The sequence below is a fragment of the Zobellella endophytica genome (assembly GCF_003012775.1).
GTDB lineage: Bacteria > Pseudomonadota > Gammaproteobacteria > Enterobacterales > Aeromonadaceae > Oceanimonas > Oceanimonas endophytica.
The window spans coordinates 212,519-232,631 of the sequence record NZ_PXYG01000006.1 but is presented as its reverse complement, the minus strand read 5'-3'; the positions used below and the strand labels follow the sequence as shown (position 1 = coordinate 232,631).

Here is a 20,113-nt window from a genome sequence, read left to right as displayed (position 1 = left end):
TTGTCCGGGGCGGTGTTAAGCGGTTTCGCCTTCCAGGGCGCGCTTGCGCTCGTGGCGGCTCTGCAGCTCGGGCTGGTCGGTGGCCACCAGCCGGATGTTGAACTCCACCCGGGTGAAGGGCTGATTCAGGCCGAGCTGCTCGGCGGCGGTCGCGTCCTCGACGCGCACCGCGTCCACCACCAGCTCCTCGCGGGTGGCGAAGGCAAAGTCGTCGTAGGTGTATTCGTCGCCGGCCAGGTTGATCTGGGTGGTCAGGTGCTTGTAGCCCGGTTTGGACACGAAATAGTGGATGTGCGCCGGGCGGTTGCCGTGACGGCCGAGCTGGTTGAGCAGGGCCTGGGTGGCGCCTTCCGGCGGGCAGCCGTAGCCGGAGGGAATGATGCTGCGGGCGCTGTAGCGGCCCTCGGCGTCGGTCTTGATCCGGCGACGCAGGTTGTATTCGCTCTGGGACGGGTCGAAGTAGGAGTAGGCGCCCTTGAGATCGGCGTGCCAGATATCGACGATGGCGTCGGCCAGGGGCTGGCCGTGCTGGTTGGTGACCTGGCCGGTGAGGATCATGGTTTCACCGGCCTGGCTGCCGTCGTCCATGCGGGCGAAGCCGTCGGATACCGGGGCGCCGGCCACGTACAGCGGACCTTCGATGGTGCGCGGGGTGCCGCCGGCCAGGCCGGCAGCCTCGTCTTCGGCGTCCTGGCGGATATCCAGGTACTTGTCCATCCCCAGGCCCGGGGCCAGCAGGGCGGCCTCGCCGTTCTTGCCCAGCTCGTTGATGTAGTAGACGGCGCTCCAGAATTCTTCCGGGGTGATGTCCAGATCCTCGATAAGCTGGAAGACATCGTGCATCACGCGGTGGACGATGGTTTTCACCCGCTCGTTGCCGCCGGCCTGGTTCAGGCCGGCCACTTTTTCCAGCAGTTCTTTGACTTCCTGAGTGTGCATGGTCTTGACTGACATTGCTCTGGCTCCTTGCTTGTTATCGGGTCGTAGGGGTACTGAGTACTTGCTTAACGGTCATCCTGGTGGATGGAGGACGGGTGCCGGCACAGGGGCGCGACACTGATGTCCATGTAGGGAAACAGCGGCAGGGCGCTTACCAGCTCCTGCAGTTCGGCGTTGTCCGCCACGTCGAAGATGCTGACGTTGGCGTAGCTGCCGGCCACCCGCCACAGGTGGCGCCACTTGCCCTGGCGCTGCAGCTCCTGGGCGTAGGCCTTCTCCCGGGCCTTGATCTCGGCGGCCACCTCGGCCGGCATGTCGTGGGGCAGGTTCACCTTCATCTCGACTTTGAACAGCATGTCTTGTCCTCCTGTTGGCGGGCCTCGCGGCCGCTGCTTATTTCCGGCGGTACCGGGCCAGCTTGTCTTCGTCTATCGCCAGGCCCAGGCCGGGCCCGGCGGGCAGTTCGACGCCGTTGTGATGGAAATTCAGCGGCGTCACCACGATGTCGTCCTTTAACAGCCGCGGGCCGAACATCTCGGTGCCCCAGTGCAGGGTGTCGAGGGTGGACCAGGCGTGCAGGGAGGCGGCGGTGCCGATAGAGCCTTCCAGCAGGGTGCCGCCATAGAGGCCGATCCCGGCGGCGCCGGCCACCGCCGCCACTTCCAGCGCCCGCAGCGGGCCGCCGGCCTTGGCGATCTTGAGCGCCACGGCGCCGGCGAAGCCGGCCGAGGCCAGGCGGAACATGTCGTTGGCATCGGCCACCGCCTCGTCCGCCAGGATCGGCAGGTGGAATTTCTGTGACAGCCGCACCAGGGCGTCGTGATCCTTCATCGGCGTGGGCTGCTCCACCAGATCGATGCCGGCGGCCTGCAGTTCGGCCATGCCCCGGGCGGCGGTACTTTCATCCCAGGCCTGGTTGACGTCGACCCGCACGCTGGCGCCCTCGCCCAGGGCTTCCTTGATCGCCGCCACGTGGCGCACGTCGTCCATCAGCGGGCGGGAGCCGATCTTGAGCTTGAAGTCGCAGTGGCGCTGGGCGGCAATCAGGCTCTTGGCCTCGTCGATGTCCCGGGCGGTGTCGCCGCTGGCCAGGGTCCAGAGCACCGGGATGTGCCGGTGCACGGCGCCGCCGAGCAGCTGGTGCAGCGGCTGGCCCAGGCGCTTGCCCTGCAGGTCGAGCAGGGCGGTTTCGATGGCGGACTTGGCCAGGTTGTTGCCGCGGGTCGCCCGGTTGAGCCCTACCCTGAGGGTATTGATGGCATCCGCCGGCCGGCCGAGCAGCAGGGGGCTGAAGTAGGTGTCGATGGTCAGCTTGACGCTTTCGGGGCTCTCCGGGCCGTAGGCCAGGCCGCCGATGGTGGTGGCTTCGCCCAGACCCTCGAGGCCCTCGCTGTCCTTGATCCGCACTATGACCATGGTCTGAACGCCCATGGTGGCCATGGAAAGCTTGTGCGGGCGTATGGTCGGGATATCGACCAGGATGGCTTCGATGGACTGGATGGTTGCTGACATGTAAGCTCCGAACGTCGAGTGATAACTGTCTGTTGCAGTGAAGTTACATTTTCGGAGTCATACTCACCAATATTGATTAAGTCGCAACCAATACCCTGGAGGTATGGATGGAGCTGAGACACCTGCGCTATTTCATCGTGGTGGCGGAAGAGCTGAACCTGACCCGGGCGGCGGAACGGCTGTTTATCGCCCAGCCGCCCCTGACCCGGCAGATCAAGCAGCTGGAGGAGGAGCTGGGGGTGAAGCTGTTTATCCGCAAGGCGCGGGGGCTGGAGCTGACCCAGGGCGGCCTGTACTTCCTGCAGCAGGCCCGTACCATCATGGACCGGGTGGACGCCAGCATCGAGGGCACGCGGCAGGTTGCCCAGCTGCGCAAGACGGTGTTCGCCATCGGCTTCGTGCCCTCGGTGTTCTACGGCCAGCTGCCGCTGATGGTGCGGCGGCTGCGGCGTAACAAGAACCTGGAGATAGTGCTGCACGAGCTCAAGACCCGGGAGCAGATAGAGGCGCTCAAGAGCGGCAAGATCGATATCGGTTTCGGCCGGGTGCACATCGAGGATCCGGACGTGGAGCAGGAGGTGCTGTTCAACGAGCCCTTGCTTATCGCCCTGCCCGCGTCCCATCCCCTGGCCGGGCGGTCGCCGACCATGGCGGAGCTGGCGGAAGTGCCCATGGTGGCCTTTCCCGCCGGCCCCGGCCCCAACTTCGTCGACGTGGCCCTGGGGCTGTTCCAGCGCCGGGGCCTGAAACTGCAGGTGATCCAGCAGGTCAACGATCTGCAGACGGCGCTGTCGCTGGTGGCCTCGGAAATGGGCTTCGCCCTGGTGCCGGAGCAGGTGCACAAGCTTTCGCGGGAGGGGGTGGCGTTCGTGTCGGTGGGGGACGAGCAGCTCACCATTCCGGTGATCGCCTCCCGCCGCCGGGGCGAGAATCCCAACGCGGCGATGCGGCTGGTCAACACCATACTGGCGGAGCTGGTGGAAAACCGGCTGACCGGGCGTTATCCCTGAGAGCCTGTTTACGCTCCTTGCGAAGCTTGTCTGTCACGGCGTAGCGAAGAGGCAACAGGGCCACCTCCACCGACACGCTTCAAGCACATCCCTGTGACGCTCGGCAAATGCCGTCCCTGGCATTTGACGGTCGGTGGAGGTAATCCCTGTTACCTCTATCAATCCCCGACGTTGTCTGAGGGTGATGTCAGCAGGCGGCACCGAGGCTCTTTGACCGATCTCATCGGTGAGTTAAGACAACGTTGTCAACAAACTGCCCTCAGCCCTGTAGTGTTTCCCGGATCAGCCGGGCCTTGTCCTGCAGCAGCGGCAGGAAGCGGCCGGTCAGGGTGTCCATGTCCACCCGGGCGGCGTTGGTGCTGATGTTGATGGCGCCGAGCAGTTGCCCCTGCTGGTCGAAGGCTGGCACCGCCAGCGAGCGCAGGCCCGAGTCCAGCTCCTGATCGACGATGGCGTAGCCCTGGCGGCGCACCTGCTCCAGGGCCCGGCGCAGTTCCGCCTTGTCGGTGATGCTGTGTTCGGTGTGGGCCTGCAGCCGTACCCGCTCCAGGTAGGCGGCCAGCTCGGCTTCCGGCAGTTGGGCCAGCAGCACCCGGCCCATGGAGGTGTAGGCGGCGGGCAGCCGGGTACCGACCGACAGGCGAATGGCCATCAGCCGGTGTTCGGCGGCGGAGCGGGCGATATAGACCACGTCGTCGCCGTCGAGCACGCCCAGCGAGGTGGACTCGCCGATCTCCCGGGTGATCTCCTCCAGGTAGTGCTGGATCACCACCCGGTAGGGGTTGGCCGAGAGGAAGGCGTTACCCAGCTGCAGCACCCTGGGGGTCAGCGCGAAGTGGCGCAGCTGCTTGTCCAGGTAGCCCAGGGCGTGCAGGGTCAGCAGAAAGCGGCGCGCCTTGGCCCTGTCCATGCCGGTTCTGGCCGCCACCTCGCTCAGGGTCATGCGCGGATGCTGCTGATCGAAGGCCTGCAGCACCTCCAGCCCGCTGGCCAGGGCGGCGACGAAGTCCCTGTCTTCGGGGCTGAGCTTGTCCTCTGCGGTCATGGTATTCCTCCTGTGGCGGTGTCGGCGGTGGCCCTGGCCATCCATGGTAGCAAAAGTTCGCATAACGAACACCCGTTTTCACTCCGCCTGTTTTGCCTGTTGATGCGCAAAAAATAATCTTTTATTTTTCAACAGGTTAATCGCTTTTTCAAAAAAATCGCCGGGATCGGGGTTTGCCACGTCCGTCGAATGGGTGTAAATATGTTCGTAATGCAAACCCAAGTTCGCAATGCGAACTTCAAAGTCACCCAGGGAGGCGATACCCATGGCCCAATTCATGAGCCTGCACGACGCGATTGCCCGTTACCTTCAGGACGGCGACACCGTCGCCATGGAGGGTTTTACCCACCTGATCCCCTTTGCGGCGGGTCATGAGATCATCCGCCAGGAAAAGCGTCGGCTGACGCTGATCCGCATGACCCCGGACATCCTCTACGACCAGCTGATCGGCGCCGGTTGTGCCGAGCGGCTGATCTTTTCCTGGGGCGGCAACCCCGGCGTCGGCTCCCTGCACCGGTTGCGCGACGCGGTGGAGAAGGGCTGGCCCCAGCCCCTCGAGATTTTCGAACACAGCCACGCCGCCATGGCCTGCGCCTACGAGGCGGGTGCCGCCGGCCTGCCGCTGGCGGTGCTGCGCGGCTACATCGGCAGCGACCTGCCCAAGGTGAACCCGCAGATCCGCTTTATCGAGTGCCCCTTCACCGGCGAACGGCTGGCGGCGGTGCCGGCGGTGCGGCCCGATGTGAGCATCATCCATGCCCAGCGCGCCGACCGGCAGGGCAACGTGCTGGTGTCCGGCATCGTCGGGGTGCAGAAGGAGGCGGTGCTGGCGGCCAAACACAGCATCGTCACCGTGGAGGAGATCGTCGACGACCTGCGGGCCGACCCCAATGCCTGCGTGATCCCGGGCTGGGCCATCGACGCCATCGCCGAGGTGAAAGGGGGGGCGGCGCCGTCCTACGCCCACGGCTACTATCCGAGAAACAACAGCTTCTACAAGGAATGGGACGCGATTTCCCGCGATCGTGACACCTTTAACCAGTGGCTGGAACAGAACGTTTACAATGCAGGAGGGCAGGAATAATGACACTCGCATACAGTTCTTCCGAAATGATGACGGTCACCGCCGCCCGCGCCCTGAGCAACGGCATGACCTGCTTTGTCGGCATCGGCCTGCCCAGCGAGGCCGCCAACCTGGCCCGCCTGACCCACGCGCCCGAGGTGGTGCTGATCTATGAGTCCGGCACCCTGCAGACCAAGCCCGACATCCTGCCCCTGTCCATCGGCGACGGCGAGCTGTGCGAGCAGGCGCTCACCACGGTGGCGGTACCCGAGATGTTCCGCTACTGGCTGCAGGGCGGCCATATCGACGTGGGTTTCCTCGGCACCGCCCAGATCGACCGCTACGCCAACCTCAACACCACCCTGATCGGCGACTACCAGGCGCCCAAGGTGCGGCTGCCCGGCGGCGGCGGCGCCCCCGAAATCGCCTCCAACGCCAAGGAAGTGTTCATCACCCTCAAGCACTCGCCGCGGGCCTTTGTGGAGGCGGTGGACTTTATCACCACCCTGGGCTACGGCCGGGACGGCAAGGGGCGCGACGGCGTGCCCAACATCGGCCGGGGCCCGACCAAGGTGATCACCGATCTGTGCGTGCTGGCCCCCGATGCCGAGACCAAAGAGCTGGTGGTGACCTCGCTGCACCCGGGCGTGACCCGCGAGCAGGTGAGCGAGGCCACCGGCTGGCCGGTGCGCTTTGCCGAGCCGCTGGCGCAGACCCCCGAGCCCAACGGCAAGGAGCTGGAGATACTGCGCTCGCTCAAGGCCAGAACCGCCGACCATCACGCCAAGCCGGTATCCCAGGAGGCCGCCCAATGAAGCCCGTTTACCTTTGCCACCCCAGACGCACCGCCATCGGCCGCTTCGGCGGCACCCTGGCGGCGGTACGCCCCGACGACCTGGCCGCCCAGGTGTTCAGGGCCGTGCTGGCCCAGGCGCCGGCGCTGGATCCGGCGGCCATCGACGAAGTCATCATGGGCTGCGCCAACCAGGCCGGCGAAGACAACCGCAACGTGGCGCGGATGTCGTCCCTGCTGGCCGGCCTGCCGGTGAGCGTGCCCGGCACCACCATCAACCGGCTGTGCGGCTCGGGCATGGACGCGGTGGGCACGGCCGTGCGCGCCGTCAAGGCCGGCGAGCTGGAGCTGGTGCTGGCCGGCGGGGTGGAGTCCATGTCCCGCGCCCCCTTCGTGATGGGCAAGGCCGACACCGCCTTCAGCCGCACCCAGACCATTGAAGACACCACCATCGGCTGGCGCTTTATCAACCCGCTGATGAAGGCCCAGTACGGCGTGGACTCCATGCCGGAAACCGCCGAAAACGTGGCCGAGCAGTTCAACATCTCCCGGGAAGATCAGGATGCCTTCGCCGCCCGCTCCCAGCAGAAGGCGGCCGAATCACAGAAAAATGGCCGTTTTGCCGAGGAAATCGTGCCGGTGGAGATCCCGCGCCGCAAGCAGGAGCCGCTGATCTTCGCCGACGACGAGCACCTGCGCCCGGACACCACGGCAGAGAAGCTGGCCAGGCTGCCGACCCCCTTCCGCGCCGGGGGCAGCATCACCGCCGGCAACGCCTCCGGGGTGAACGACGGTGCCGCCGCCATGCTGATCGCCAGCGAGGAAGCGGTGCAGCGTCACGGCCTCAAGCCCATGGCCCGCATCCTGGGCATGGCCACCGCCGGGGTGGAGCCGCGCATCATGGGCATTGGCCCGGTGCCGGCGGTGCGCAAGCTGCTGGAGCGGCACAACCTGACCATGGACGACATCGACTTGTTCGAGTTCAACGAGGCCTTCGCCGCCCAGGCCCTGGCCTGCATGCGGGAGCTGGGCCTGCAGGACGACGACGCCCGGGTCAACCCCAACGGCGGCGCCATCGCCCTGGGCCACCCGCTCGGCATGTCCGGCGCCCGTCTGCTGCAAACCGCCGCCCACGAGCTGCACCGGCAGAACAAGCGCCTGGCCCTGTGTACCATGTGCGTGGGTGTCGGCCAGGGTATTGCCACCCTGATCGAACGGGTTTAACTGTCCGGAGCCTGTCGAGTTGTCTTCCAGTGCAAGGAAGTCGGCCAAAGGGACAGCTCCTCCGACACGCCGCAAGTACATCCATGTAGGCTCGCACATGCCATCCCTGGCATGTGACGGTCGGCGGAGCAGTTCCCTTTGTCCTCCCTTTCGGCATGAGCGTGTCTGTGCTGGAATGTCTGAAGGTTTATCAGCAGTCTGAACGCCGGCTCCGGCCGGCTTCTCCTAACTATTCGGAGGCTGAATGTCTTTTCTGGAAATAAACGGCCGCGCCGTCGGCTACCGCCTGTTGGGCGACCCGGCGCTGCCGCTGGTGGTGCTGGCCCATCCCCTGGGCATGAGCCAGGCGGTGTGGGATGACCTGCTGCCCGCCCTGCTGCCCCGTTGCCGGGTGCTGAGCTGGGATCTGCCCGGCCACGGCAGCAGTGCGGCCTGGCACGGGGAGCAAGTCACTCCCGAGAGCCTGGCGGCGGAGCTGCTGGCGCTGGTCGGCCAGGCCGGCGCGGAGCGGTTCCACTTCGTCGGCACCTCCATCGGTGGGGTGATCGGCCAGCAACTGCTGAGTGCCAACGCCGAGCGCCTGCTGTCCGCCACCCTCACCAACACCGGGGCGGTGATCGGCACCGCCGAGGCCTGGCAGGCCCGCGCCAGGGCGGTGCGGGAGAAGGGGCTGTCCGCCATGGCGGTGGACATAGTGCCGCGCTGGTTTGGCCCCGCCGCCTGCGAGCGCGAGCCGGCCCTGCTCAAGGGCTGGAATACCATCATGGGGCGGGGAGACGCCAACAGTTACGCCCTGCTGTGCGAGATGCTGGGCCGCGCCAACTTCAGCGAGCAACTGCAGGGCCACGGCGTGCCCCTGCTGCTGGTAGGCGGCAGCGACGACATCGCCACCCCGCCCGAGTCGCTGCGCGCCCTGGCCCAATGCAGCGGCGCCGGCGAGCCGGTGATCCTGGAACAGGTAGGCCATGTGCCCTCGGTGGAATGCCCGGCGGTGTTCGCCGAACTGCTGGTAAAACGGGTGAGCTAAACCTCAACGATGGCGCCCCTGCCTGCAGGGGCGCCCACCATCAATCCACGCCAACGCTCCTTTCTTCAGCAACCCCAGCCCGGAGCCGGCAAGAGATAACTCGTCATGAACTCTTACGAAGCTAGTTTTGTTCGCGCACCCCACCCGGAATCCCATATCAAAACGGCGCTGATCGCCGCCATCTGTACCCTGACCATATTGCTTGGCGCCCTCTCCATCCGGCTGGGTGGTCAGGATGGCATGGCGCTGACGCTGTCTCTGTCGGGCGCGCTGCTGGCCCTGACGGCGGCTTGCCTGGCCCTGAGGTTGCCGGCGCGCATGGTCGACCAACCGGCAGCGGAGCCCGTCGTGGTTGAAACGGCGCCTTCGCTGCCTCCGGTGGCAGAACCCGTGCCCACCGCCGAGCCTGCGCCCGACCCGAGCTACTCCCAACGGCTGCTGGAACAGCTCGGCCAACTGGGCGCCAACGCCGGGCTGATCCTGGAAGAAATGGCCCAGGCCGGCATGCTGGCCCGGCAATCCGGTAACAAGGTGGCCGAGACCGCCCACCGCATCCGCGCCTCGGAGGCCGCGATCCGCTCACTCGCCGGTGATATGGAGAATATCGATCGGGTATTCAGTCAGTTGCAGGATCAGTCCGCCGAGATCGGCGCCATCGTGGGCAATATTCAGGACATTGCCAAACAGACCAACCTGCTGGCCCTTAATGCCTCCATCGAAGCGGCCCGGGCGGGGGAACACGGCCGGGGCTTTTCGGTGGTGGCGGACGAGGTCCGCAATCTGTCCCGCCGGGTGAACCAGTCCAGCGAACAAATTCGGGACATTGCCGAGAACCTGGGGCATTCCGCCACCAGGGCCCGCACGGGACTGGAGAACATCGACCAGTCCCGTGGCACCTGTTTGCAGGAGGCCAGCCAGGCCCTGGCGGCGATTGATGATATCCAGGCGGGTGCACAGACCCGCATGGAGATTGTTCAGCAGGTCACCCAGCGAGTGGGCCATCAGCAGTCGCTGGTGGCGGAGGTGCTGGCGGACATGGCCGGCGCCGAGTAGATGTTGTTTATCGGTTGACACCCGTCGGCAAAGCATTGTTACTGAGGCTAAACCAACCGGATGCCGGCCACGGAACGAACAAGACGATGCCAAACCAACAGATCCAGATTTTCACCAGCGCCGACGGGCAAGCGCAACTGGAAGTGGCGCTGGAGCAGGAGACGGTGTGGCTGAATCAGGCGCAGATGTGCGAGCTGTTTGGCCGCGATCAGTCAGTGATTTCCCGCCACATTCGCAATGTGTTCAAGGAGGGCGAGCTGCCCGAGGACAGCAATATGCAAAAAATGCATATTACTGGCTCAGACAAGCCGGTCTCTCGTTACTCACTGGATGTCATCATATCTGTGGGCTACCGGGTAAAGTCCCAGCGCGGCGTCCAGTTCCGCCAGTGGGCCACCCAGGTGCTGAAAGAGCACCTGGTTCAGGGCTACACCCTTAACCGGCGCCGTCTGGCGGAGCGGGGCATCGAGTTCGAACAGGTGATGAATCTGCTCAGCCGCACCCTGAGCAATCAGGGGCTGGTATCACCACAAGGGGCGGCGGCGGCGGGCGTGATCAGCGACAGCTGTACTTTGTGATCAAGAATCATCCCTTGGCCGATGGCAACAAGCGCTGCGGCTCCTTCCTCTTTTTGTGGTACCTGCGCCGTAATGCGGCATTGCTGGCCCGGCCGGTGGAACAACTGATTAACGACAACACCCTGGTGGCCCTGGCGCTGCTGGTGGCGGAAAGCCTGCCGGAGCAGAAAGCCTTGATGATCCGGTTAATCGAGCATTTTATCCTGCTCAAGGAGCCGGCCGGGGATAAGGGCTGACTAACGATCAAAGGCCCGCAATCGCAGGCCTTTTTGTCAGTCAGGACTCGGCTGATAGAGACTATTCCATGACACAGCTGATATAGGTTGGCCATTCACCTCGCTGCTGCATACGAGCGTACGAGTATTTTTCGAACAACTGTTGTAGTTGCTCATCATGAGAAGCATTGAAGTTGTAGTTCAGCTGGTCCCGGTATGGCATTCTGGCCCTCCAGTATCCCATGCCCTGATCGAGCAGTATCTTGCAGACCTTGCCTGATGCCCATTTGACCGTGATCATCCGGCCATGCAACAGCTCGTAAGCTTTGTTCATCATGGTGATGTTCGGTGAAACATCAAGCTGCTCTTTCAGCCAGCGCTCAATTACGGCCTGTTGGTCATCCGGGAGCGTCCAGTCATGAGAAACCTGAAAGCTTGGCTGAGTGGTGTTTGAAGCCAGCGTCTGTACTGTCAGTGACTGCAATTTGTCTCCAGTAAAGAGCTCCAAAAATCCGTTAAGCAGCATCAGTGACCACGGTGATTTGAGGTAACGATCCGAATAACTGACCGATACTGCATCGTCACTGGTGAGTAGCTCAGACAATTCGGGCATGTGTTCTTTCAACAGGGTTTCCAGCCTCATTTTCAGAGTATTAACCGGACCATCCAGCTGGGAGGTGATTTCAATAATACGTGCCCCCTGTACAGTCCGGTGCCAGCCAGCAGTATCAATAGGCTCACCCAGGATTTGAGTCGCTTGCTCGCTAGTTACCCAAACAGCATCCGTCAGTCCTTTCAGCCAGTCCTCTCCCGGTACGCCTGCATGGCTTGTGCTGCAGTAGAGGCTTCTGGTTTTGGCTTGAGATGAAAGCTGAGCAATCAGGTAAGGCTGGTTCAGTGCGTTGCTGTCCAGTTTGACCAGTTCAACCCCCATGCGTGTAAGCAACGAGATAGTTTCCCTGTGCTCTTCGCTCAATTTTTGGGGCTCGGCAATGCCGATACGCACCTTAAGTTTTTCGGCAATGGTCCAGGTCAGCACCTGCTCTCTGAAACCAGGATAATCGAGATCCCACTCAGTCTGTTCACCATGCAGGCACAGCAGTAGTGAAATAGTCTCGTCGGTACGATCCAGAGAATGGATAGCCTGGGTCAGATCACGAGCAGGCCCAACGGAGCAATATCGGCCACAGTGAAGGCCAGCAAAGATATCGGGTAGCCTCAAGTGTTCGACCAGCTCGGCGTTGGTTAACCACTCAAGCGCCAGCTTGCGATCCAGCTCTTCGCGTTCGACACGGCTGTCCTGGCTGGCAAGACAATGGGAGCAGATATTTTCGCAGTCGGCCGGACATTGCAGATGGTTTTTGGCTGCTTTCAGCAGCTCGGTGATATCATTCAATCCCTCCAGCACAAAACCAGCGCCACCACTGACTTCGTCAAACAGCTGAATCACCGCGCGGCCTTCGTTACTGTTTTGATCCCGATCAAAACGATAACTGAAGCCCATTTCACTGCTGGCAATACCCAGGCGGTCGGCGATGACATCACGAATGGCCACACCGAGAGTTGTGGCAATCACTCTTCCTGCGGGAGTGTCTGGCAGCCACTCTTTGGTGAGCGGGTTGCGAAGAAATATTTCCAGTACATCGGTGCGTATCTGATAGCCCAGATGCAGATGCGTTTTAACCGCTTCGCCGGAGCAGTCTTTTTCTTTTCGGCTGCCAGCTAGTCCGCCCACCGGCCGGTGATCTCTACCTGCTTCCAGCTCTTTTGGAGCCCCACCTGAAGCAAGCATGGACTCGGCTCGTCCGCAGGCCATACAAACGGCATAACCTTGTTCATGTTCGCCGGAAGAGTGGTAAAACACGTTGCCTTCATGACCAAAGCGTACAAAACCACAGCGATGATCCGGCAGGGCGATATTCTCTCCATTTACCTGAATACGGGGGCGTTCAATCCGGATAAATTTCTGGGAAGTGACGTCGTTGGTGGTTTCTTCATAAAAGTCGGTTACAAAGCCACCTGGTCGAAGTACTAGACGGCGTTCGTCGAATGGAATCGCGGTGTGACAATGAGAACAGCGCAAGTCAGCATTATTGGAATAGGCATTTTCGATAACTCCAGAATGACCGCATTCCTTACATTGCCAGGCGATATCGAATTTCTGTGCTTCATTGACTTGACCATTCCCGTGCCATTGCAGACTGACGCCGGCGGAGCGGTACACGCGGCCATCGATGACTACCTGAGAGCCGGGAGCATATTCGCGAATAGCGATGTTCAGGCTACGAGACGGCATCTCCTTACTGTCGAAGATATTGTCCTCTCGGCTGTCTTCCTGTTTGTTCTTCTTGTTCAGAAAGTCTTCGACGTTATAGGTTTTCAGACTCACCACATCGGTAGGGAAGCCGTACCCGGGCAGAAATGCATATGACGCCAAGTGCCGCAGCAGATACTCGTTGGCATGGCGATGTTGCTCCAGGGCGAGGGCGCGCCTGTAGGGGCCTTCAGCAGCAGCTTGCAACTTCTGGCTGATATTATCGTATTCACCTGTCCAGCGATCTTCCAGCGCGCTTAATGCTTGCCTAGTTTCACCGGTAATAACGTTCAGTGAACGACCTTCAAGGCTGGTACCCCGGACCAGTTGTTTCACTGGCTCTCTGAACTCTTCCGGGCTGACCTCCAGCCAGGCCAGAAACTGCTTGCAGGGGGAGTCATCCGGGGCGAAGAACCAGTGCAGGGTCAGCTTGGTGCGATCACCATCATCGCTGCTGTGCTGGCGCAGGTATAGTGCCAGGAGCAACGAGTTGACATGCCGCTGTACGATGCGCTCCGAACTGAGCGTGATATTGGGTGCTGGAATGGCGGTGATAAACGGCCATTTGGGATTGGCAAAGGCCCGCTGATTATGGGGATCGGCCTTGCACAAGGTATAGGCGATGGCGCGGGCCTCGTTGCGTCGTCCGGCCCGGCCGGCCCGCTGCAGGTAGTTGGCGGGGTGGGGAGGCAGGTTGTTCATGACCACGGCGGAAATACCGCCGATGTCCACGCCCATCTCCATGGTGGTGGAGCAGTTCAGCACGTTGATATCGCCGCGCTTGAAGGCTTCTACATAGTCATCCAGTCGTTTGGCTGATTGCTGGGCCGAGTGCTCGGCAGTGCGGTAGTAAAAGCCACCTTCCACTGTACGGTCGCTGATATCCGTCCACAGGTTTTCCCGGCGCAGCTGGGCAATGTCCGTATCCTGGGCGATCAACTGGCGGATCTGCGCTTGCTTGGAAACCGGGCTGCCATCTGCAGAAAGGGTGCTCAGTGCGGGCAGCTGAACGTGCTGGCAACGGTAATCCCGGTTCTGTATCTTTTGGGGTAAATAAGGTGTCAGCCCACGAAAGGTGGTGTCAAAAATACGGTGTGTCAGCGGGCAGACCCAACCCTCGGTTGGCAGTGAAAAGGTTAGCGTCTCTAAACTCAGTCGGTGTCCGATATCAAAGGGTTCCAGTATACGAACATGAAGCAAAGCAGACCATGCGGCCTCTAGCCAAGCATTAATTTTGTTGTCATCCGTATTGCGGTTAAGGCCGATGCCCTGCTCCAGCAGCTTAACAAGTCGATGAGGGGTGCCCGGCTTGATTTGCGGCCACATTTTGGTGGTGCTGCTTTCGGTCTTGTCACTGTTTGGAGCAAAAAGAGCCTTGGGGGAAAAGCGGCTGCCCATCCAGCGGCGCATTCGGTCTTCCATGGGAATAAAGGTGTTTTCCCGGACGTAAAAGTCCAGGGCCACCTTGAGAAAGTCCCGCCAGTCCTGCAGTGTCAGCGGTGTGCGTGGCGCATACATATCGCCTGTGGCAGGGATGGCTCGGGTTTCGGACCAGAGTGGCGGAGTAGTAGAAATCCGGTCCAGCCCCTGGTAACCCACCTTAATCAGTCCCAAGGTTTCGGTGCTGTTCTGGTTTTTGGGCCGGCGTGAAAATTCACGGGCCAGCAGCAGGCGCGCCATGGTCAGGCCGCCCTCATTGCCATCGAACAGTGCCGGGTTGGCATAGCGGTTATAGCGCAGAATAAACAGTTCAATATCCTTGGTAGCCGCAAGTCCCTGTACCATTTCTTGCCAAGAGAGCTGAACTGGTGGTGAGGCTGCAGGTATCAGTGATTGTGCGTCTGCACGCGTTTTTTTGGCCTCATCATACAGGCCGTGCTTTTCAAGCAAGGAGGCACTGGCAAGGAGTTGCTCATAACCGATTGGTAAAGCAGGCTCTACGATACTCTGTTTAGCTTGCTTATTTCTTAACATTTCAAACACCAGCCCACGCAGCCGTGAGCGCTCGGCTTCCTGCTGCATACGAACCGCCATACGTGCCGTGCCCTGGCGGCTGTCGGTAAAGGTGATCAGCTTACGGCCGCGGCCGGGCAGCTCTTCCGGTGAGCGGCCTTCACAATCCTTCTTGTCCGGATCGGGGCAGAACTCCAGCACGGTAGGTACCGCATTGGCGACATAGAAGGGGGCTCCCAAGTAGGCCTTTTTCAGAAAATCACCGGTGCCGCTGTTGGTGGCATGTCCACATTGGCTGCAGCAAACCTGGTATTCTGCTGTGCTCAAAATATTGATATTGATATTGCGGGTGGCGTTCACAACTCCCAGCTTATTGGTGTCGAGATCCAGGCTGTATGCCATGTAAGGATCAGCCGGTGAGCCGGCGATAATCAGTTGTTGGATGCTGGGTTTGTGAGGATCAGCTTCGGTTTCTGAATTTTCACTGTCATCCTCATGGTTAAGGGAAAATTCATCGCCGGCATAGGGGCTGGGCTGATGCAAAATGCCATTTCTGTCCTCGGCCAGCAGGTGGGGAGTTTTGCAGTCGCCGCAGAAGCCCAGTTCATAGACGGGAGCATGGCACTCACAGTGGGAACGCTGGTTTACATAGACGTTGCCGAAGGGCCAGTCTTGCAGGTGTTGAGATTTGGTGCTGCATTGCGGGTCAACGCAGGCCCAGAGGCCGTGCAGCATGCGCTGGAATAGGTGTGCCCTGAGCTTAAGAAAGGGAGGCTGGTTTTCTGCTGGGTGGGTGCCGGTCATAAGGTCAACCCAGTCGAGCATTTCTTGCTGTTGTTCCAGCCGGTTGCTGTCCTGCAGCTGCTCGGCCACCACCTTTATCAAATCGTTCAGATCGAGTGGCTTGTCCGAGCTTACCACTGCATGGCGCAGCCGCCTGGCGATATAGCTTTGGCAAAGGGCCTCGAAGCGAGCAGAAGATACAGTGTTCTCCGGTTCAATATCGCGAATGGCCTGCAGGCTGATGTTTTTAGCGGGAGAATTAAAGCCAAGATCCGGCCATTTACGGGATCCATCGATAACTTCAACGTGACTCATAGGGACACCGGCAAGGTCTGCCAGATAGCGCTGCAGGCGCTCCTTTGCATCGGCGCCGGCAATGGTGGCCGAGGTGGCGACAAAGCGGATTTCTTCGGAGGTTCTGCCAAATGCCTGCACGACCCGTCGCAGCAGCAGCGACAGCTCCGCCGCCTGGGAGCCCACATAGGTGTGAGCCTCGTCGAGCACAATCCAGCGCAGGGATTGCTGCTGCCTTGAAATTTCCAGGATCGGGTTATCGACCTGGCGAACCAGCATGTATTCCAGCATGGTGGCGTTGGTCATCAGTATGGGTGCTGGTTCCCTGCGCAGCAGCTCACGGGACAGGATCTGGTTTGATTTTTTGTCTTGTTCCCTGCGGATTTTGTCGGCGCGTTCTTCGGTTTTGCCGTTGTACAGGCAGAAACGGATATTGTTGCCATATTGACGGGTCCAGGCGTCGAGACGTTCCTGCTGGGAGTTGATCAGGGCGTTAAGGGGGTAGAGGAAGAGGGCACGCACACCGACCAATGCTTCTTTTTTCTGTTCATGTTCTCGTATCAGGTCTTCAAGAATAGGCACCATAAAGCACTCGGTTTTCCCCGAACCGGTGCCTGTGGTGATCACGGCTGATCGCGGCTTTTCATTCAGCAGCGTGCGCCAGGCATGAAGCTGATGAACATAAGGGTGAGCGGTTTTTGGGAACTGATAGGCGGGCGCCTTTTCCAGCGTGTTGAGCAGGCTGGGCGACAGCAGCTCACTCTGGATGTCTTGCAGTTGCAAGTCGGATTCGTGCCAGCCAAAGGTATGCTCAAATACTGGCGGTGCCAGAAAGCAGCCATCGGCGCCCAGCTCATTCACCATGCTCTGGCTCAGATGCTGGCGCAAACCAGAGTGATTAATCCCGAGTACGCTCAGAGTTGCCTCGCGAGTGCGCACAAGGCTTTGCTCAATTAGATCTCTAAAGTAACGCATTGGAATTCCTTATGCTTTATTTGGTGAGGCGAGCAGATAAGATACCATCAGGGCGTGTACCGGCATAAACCAGCCCTGACGGTCGAAGTCGGCAACAACGCGAATGGCAAACTTCAGATAGGCGGAAGCGGCCTGCAAATCGGTAATGCTCGCCCGCCCTGCGGTCACAAAAGCCATGAAGACGGGTAGGTAGGTGACCGTGTCGGTGAAGTCGACCAAAGACAGCGCTTTTACCCGTGGTGGAAGCGTCTGTTTTTGTATCCAGTTGGTCAGTTCGTTACTCAGCTGGGTTGGCCAGTTACGGTTGTCTACGTGCAGCCGGCGTAGATCCTGGTACCAGAGTGGCAGAATCTGTTCGGGCGATATTGTCGTCAGAGAGTAACGGTTTCCTGTACTCAAGTAGTCTCCCAGGTAATCGAACCCGGATACGATGGATCTGAGAACGCTGGCACGATTCGATATCAGGTTGTTGACCAGAACCTCCGGCAGACCGGTCTGCAACATGCTTTTGTGGAACAGCTGGTTCGCTTTCACCCAGAGCGGAAGCGGAATGGTTTCCCAGATAACCGCGAGCTCATCACGTATGCGGGAGCAGAAGGCTTCGTCTATTTCGAGACGGAATACTGCAAAGCTTAATGCTTCCGGGTTCCGAGAAAGGGCTTTCCAAGTTTCAAAGGATGACAGCGGAAGGTGGCGATAGTTTTGCTTTAAATCGGCCAGATACTGCCAGCCGCTATGATTGAAGTCGCCTGCCATGACTGCAACTTGCTCGTTAATGACGTGTGGATTGTGCACCGGATGGAAAAGTTTGGCCGCCCGATGCAGAGATGTGACGCTAACGGCTGTATCTTCGTGTCTTTCCGGAGCGAGATACAGAGCCGGGCGAAAGTGAATGGCTGAACTCTCTGCAGGATAAATCAGCCATGGGCCGCAGGACTGCATGACGGAGGGGATTTCAAAGTTGCCGGTGCCGGTCGACTCGGTCATTTTCTCGGCTAACTGCAAAGGTGCCCGCTTGGGATCCGACAGCAGCATGGCTTCGGCCTGTGCGCCATCCAGTACGATCTTGTTGGAAGCGTTGCGTATAAAAAAGTTATCGCGGCCTTCCCATTGCATATGGCCGTTGTAGCGCCGAATGTCGAGTTTTAGCAAAGGCTGTTCGGTTTCGAGAGAGAGCCTGATGTAGACATCCTGATCATCTACTGCTCCGAGCATGTTCTGTATATCGTTCAGGTAGCTGAAGAGGCTTAGCATGACCGGCTTTGAGCCCACCTGAATACTGAAGGCTCGTTTGGGATGGGGCTGTTCCGTGCTTACCAGTTGTAACTGTAGGTGAAAGGTTTGACCTTGTGGCAGGCCGGAAGTCAGTACAATACGATGACCCAGCAACTCATTTAATGTCAGCTCGTGAGCTGATGATGGGATGCTGTTTTGATCCAGCAGGCGTGCACCCTGATAAGGGTAAGGGAGGCGCAGCTGTACTGCAGGAAGGTTCTGGCCAGCTTCGAGTATGAAGGAAGAAGGAGGAGTATCACCGTTATACTTCAGATACAGGATATTTTCGGTCTTTGTCGTTTTCAGTTCATTATTGATAATGCATAAATCGAGTTCTACAGCACCCTTGGTCAGCAGGCGAGCCGGGTGCCCCGGAGACTCAGGAAATAAAGACAGATTTAAATCTTGTGGCAATACACCAAACCGTCTCTGGAGTAGTAGCTTTCCGGAACGGGTACGCAACGTGTAGCGTACTGCGCCCCAGGCATGAGGGTGATGCCGATCCAGCTGTTTTCCATTGATGAGCTCCAGTAATTCCTCTTTTGCATAGGGATAGTCATCCGGTAATTCGAGTCTTGGCCATCCCATATAAACCAGAGACGGAAGTGTGTCATAGAGTGCGAAAACACCGGTAAGGAAAGGCCTATTGCTGCTGTCGCGTTCTTGCTTCAGGGATATGGAATAATGTTCTTCCCCTCTAACCAGTGAGAGTGATTCACGGGACTCCACCCAGAGACCTTGTTCTTGGTCTTCGCCCAGAACACTTTTATTTTCGTTGTCACAGCTGAGAGTAAAGCCGGGGGGGACTCGTAGTCGAACCAGCCCTGACGACAGGGAGCAACTGGAAGAGGCAGCTAGTTGCCAGCGCTCTGAACGATGCTCAAAAATCAATGGAGCTTCACAATAATCAAGAGCGCTGTCATCCAAAAAAAGACAGTACACCATGTAGCCGTTATCCAGTAGGCGAAGGCTGACGGGCTCGTCAATTTTTTGTCGTGCTAATGTGACTTGGGTATTGCTGAACCGGACTTTGATACCTTGTTCGGTGACTTGACCATATACCGCTGGCCCCCTTGCCAGCAGGCGCTCACCTTCGTAATAAGCCAGTTCAAGGCGAGTGCTGTTCAGGTTGTTGACATCTAATTGAAATGTGGTCTCAGCAGGAAGTATCAGCTCAGTATATACAGACCATTGCGGTAACGTGCCATACAGAAAATGTTCACAAGTGAAAGCCCGGGCTCTCTCCAGGGCTTCTTTTCGCTCCTGCCGTTTTTGGCCTGCATCACGTAGCCACTCATTCAGTAGCAGGCGAGCATTATTCTCATCCAGTGGGATGGGGAAGGCGTTGGCCCAGCTTGGTTCTACTTGATCGAGATAGCTGGCAGGGTCTTGTTGATCCTTGAGGGGATGTCGTTCCGCCAGGTACATAATCTGGTCAACGATACCTGCCAGTAGCTGCCTGGTTTCCAGATTACGAAAAAGTGAAGGCAGTTCGTTTTCAAAGTCAGCCATCAGATCGGCTGTTGTTCTGCGGTTACCTTCAGTGCGGTAAAAGTGCTTGATTCCACGGCGGACGGCTTTTCCAAATCCATGGGAAGTATTTTGTACCAGAGGCCAAGGCAGGCCTCCTTCGATAAAAAGTGAACCCAGCCAGTCATTGCCATTCTCACGGGCCCGTACTGGCCTTTGCCAGTAGTGCAGGCCAATGGATGTCAGTGAGGCGCGACTCTGGGGGGATAGCTCGGTTTCAAGTACTTCTTCAGCACCAGACCATGACCATGAAGAGTTGTAATGACGCCGGTAGTGTTCACTTACAAACAAGCAGAAACATGCCGCCAAGTGTACTGGGCTAGAGGAGTGGTAGCTTTTTTTAAAGCTGGTGCTCAAGAGCTGAGTAAGAGAGCGATACTCATGCTCTGTAACATGATAGCTGTAGAGAGGCTTTCCATTTGGACCTTTAAATAACACCCGGCTAAACAAAAACTCACTGATCCATGCTTTGGCGGACATGGAGTAGATAGAAGTAGCAGTCATCTGAAGGGCCCGTCCATTTTTTGTTT

General features: G+C 59.5%; 15 protein-coding genes. 8 read left to right on the top strand and 7 right to left on the bottom strand.

Annotation, left to right across the window (positions count from 1 at the left end; all coding sequences use genetic code 11):
• Nucleotides 1-15 precede the first annotated feature (15 nt).
• Genes catA through C7H85_RS14460 form a run of 3 tightly spaced genes read right to left on the bottom strand, consistent with a single transcriptional unit; the run spans nucleotide 16 to nucleotide 2,451 of the window.
• Entirely contained in the window at nucleotides 16-954 is a 939-nt protein-coding gene (gene catA / locus C7H85_RS14470) for a catechol 1,2-dioxygenase (RefSeq protein WP_106730398.1), read from the bottom strand.
• A gap of 50 nt (nucleotides 955-1,004) precedes the next feature.
• Complete coding sequence (gene catC, locus C7H85_RS14465; RefSeq protein WP_094040516.1) at nucleotides 1,005-1,295, bottom strand: muconolactone Delta-isomerase; 291 nt, start codon at nucleotides 1,293-1,295, stop codon at nucleotides 1,005-1,007.
• Nucleotides 1,296-1,332: 37 nt separating this feature from the next.
• Entirely contained in the window at nucleotides 1,333-2,451 is a 1,119-nt protein-coding gene (locus tag C7H85_RS14460) for a muconate/chloromuconate family cycloisomerase (RefSeq protein WP_106730397.1), read from the bottom strand.
• Between the two features lie 107 nt (nucleotides 2,452-2,558).
• Here C7H85_RS14460 and C7H85_RS14455 point away from each other — a divergent pair, with 107 nt between their 5' ends.
• Nucleotides 2,559-3,461, top strand: coding sequence for a LysR family transcriptional regulator (locus C7H85_RS14455; RefSeq protein ID WP_106730396.1), 903 nt, complete (start codon nucleotides 2,559-2,561; stop codon nucleotides 3,459-3,461).
• Nucleotides 3,462-3,720: 259 nt separating this feature from the next.
• Here the strand turns inward: C7H85_RS14455 and C7H85_RS14450 are convergent, their stop codons facing one another.
• Nucleotides 3,721-4,506: an IclR family transcriptional regulator domain-containing protein gene (locus C7H85_RS14450; RefSeq protein WP_106730395.1), complete on the bottom strand. Its 786-nt coding sequence runs from the start codon at nucleotides 4,504-4,506 to the stop codon at nucleotides 3,721-3,723.
• 78 nt (nucleotides 4,507-4,584) lie between these two features.
• Nucleotides 4,585-4,773 (bottom strand): hypothetical protein, encoded by a 189-nt coding sequence (locus C7H85_RS14445; RefSeq protein WP_106730394.1) that lies wholly within the window; start codon nucleotides 4,771-4,773, stop codon nucleotides 4,585-4,587.
• On the opposite strand from C7H85_RS14445, the gene C7H85_RS14440 reads away from it, so the two are divergent.
• From C7H85_RS14440 to C7H85_RS19920, 7 genes are all read left to right on the top strand, one after another.
• A complete protein-coding gene (locus tag C7H85_RS14440; protein ID WP_106730393.1) occupies nucleotides 4,772-5,590 on the top strand; it encodes a CoA transferase subunit A in 819 nt (272 codons plus the stop codon). The genes C7H85_RS14445 and C7H85_RS14440 overlap by 2 nt on opposite strands.
• The gene (locus C7H85_RS14435) at nucleotides 5,590-6,384 is read left to right on the top strand and encodes a CoA-transferase subunit beta (RefSeq protein WP_106730392.1); all 795 of its coding nucleotides are present in this window, start codon (nucleotides 5,590-5,592) and stop codon (nucleotides 6,382-6,384) included. Before C7H85_RS14440 ends, C7H85_RS14435 begins: the two co-directional genes overlap by 1 nt.
• Nucleotides 6,381-7,586, top strand: coding sequence for a 3-oxoadipyl-CoA thiolase (gene pcaF / locus C7H85_RS14430; protein WP_106730391.1), 1,206 nt, complete (start codon nucleotides 6,381-6,383; stop codon nucleotides 7,584-7,586). Before C7H85_RS14435 ends, pcaF begins: the two co-directional genes overlap by 4 nt.
• A gap of 244 nt (nucleotides 7,587-7,830) precedes the next feature.
• On the top strand, nucleotides 7,831-8,613 hold the full coding sequence (locus C7H85_RS14425; RefSeq protein ID WP_106730390.1) for an alpha/beta fold hydrolase: 783 nt from the start codon (nucleotides 7,831-7,833) through the stop codon (nucleotides 8,611-8,613).
• Between the two features lie 105 nt (nucleotides 8,614-8,718).
• Nucleotides 8,719-9,666 (top strand): methyl-accepting chemotaxis protein, encoded by a 948-nt coding sequence (locus tag C7H85_RS20270; RefSeq protein ID WP_106730389.1) that lies wholly within the window; start codon nucleotides 8,719-8,721, stop codon nucleotides 9,664-9,666.
• An 86-nt stretch (nucleotides 9,667-9,752) separates the two neighbouring features.
• Complete coding sequence (locus tag C7H85_RS14415) at nucleotides 9,753-10,244, top strand: virulence RhuM family protein (protein ID WP_210433662.1); 492 nt, start codon at nucleotides 9,753-9,755, stop codon at nucleotides 10,242-10,244.
• Complete coding sequence (locus C7H85_RS19920; protein WP_210433661.1) at nucleotides 10,241-10,480, top strand: hypothetical protein; 240 nt, start codon at nucleotides 10,241-10,243, stop codon at nucleotides 10,478-10,480. The genes C7H85_RS14415 and C7H85_RS19920 overlap by 4 nt, the downstream gene beginning before the upstream one ends.
• A gap of 61 nt (nucleotides 10,481-10,541) precedes the next feature.
• Here C7H85_RS19920 and C7H85_RS14410 read toward each other — a convergent pair whose 3' ends face one another.
• Both C7H85_RS14410 and C7H85_RS14405 read right to left on the bottom strand, forming a co-directional pair.
• A complete protein-coding gene (locus C7H85_RS14410) occupies nucleotides 10,542-16,778 on the bottom strand; it encodes a DEAD/DEAH box helicase (RefSeq protein ID WP_106730388.1) in 6,237 nt (2,078 codons plus the stop codon).
• A 9-nt stretch (nucleotides 16,779-16,787) separates the two neighbouring features.
• Nucleotides 16,788-20,087, bottom strand: a complete 3,300-nt coding sequence (locus tag C7H85_RS14405) for an STY4851/ECs_5259 family protein (RefSeq protein WP_106730387.1) — start codon at nucleotides 20,085-20,087, stop codon at nucleotides 16,788-16,790.
• Nucleotides 20,088-20,113 lie beyond the last annotated feature (26 nt).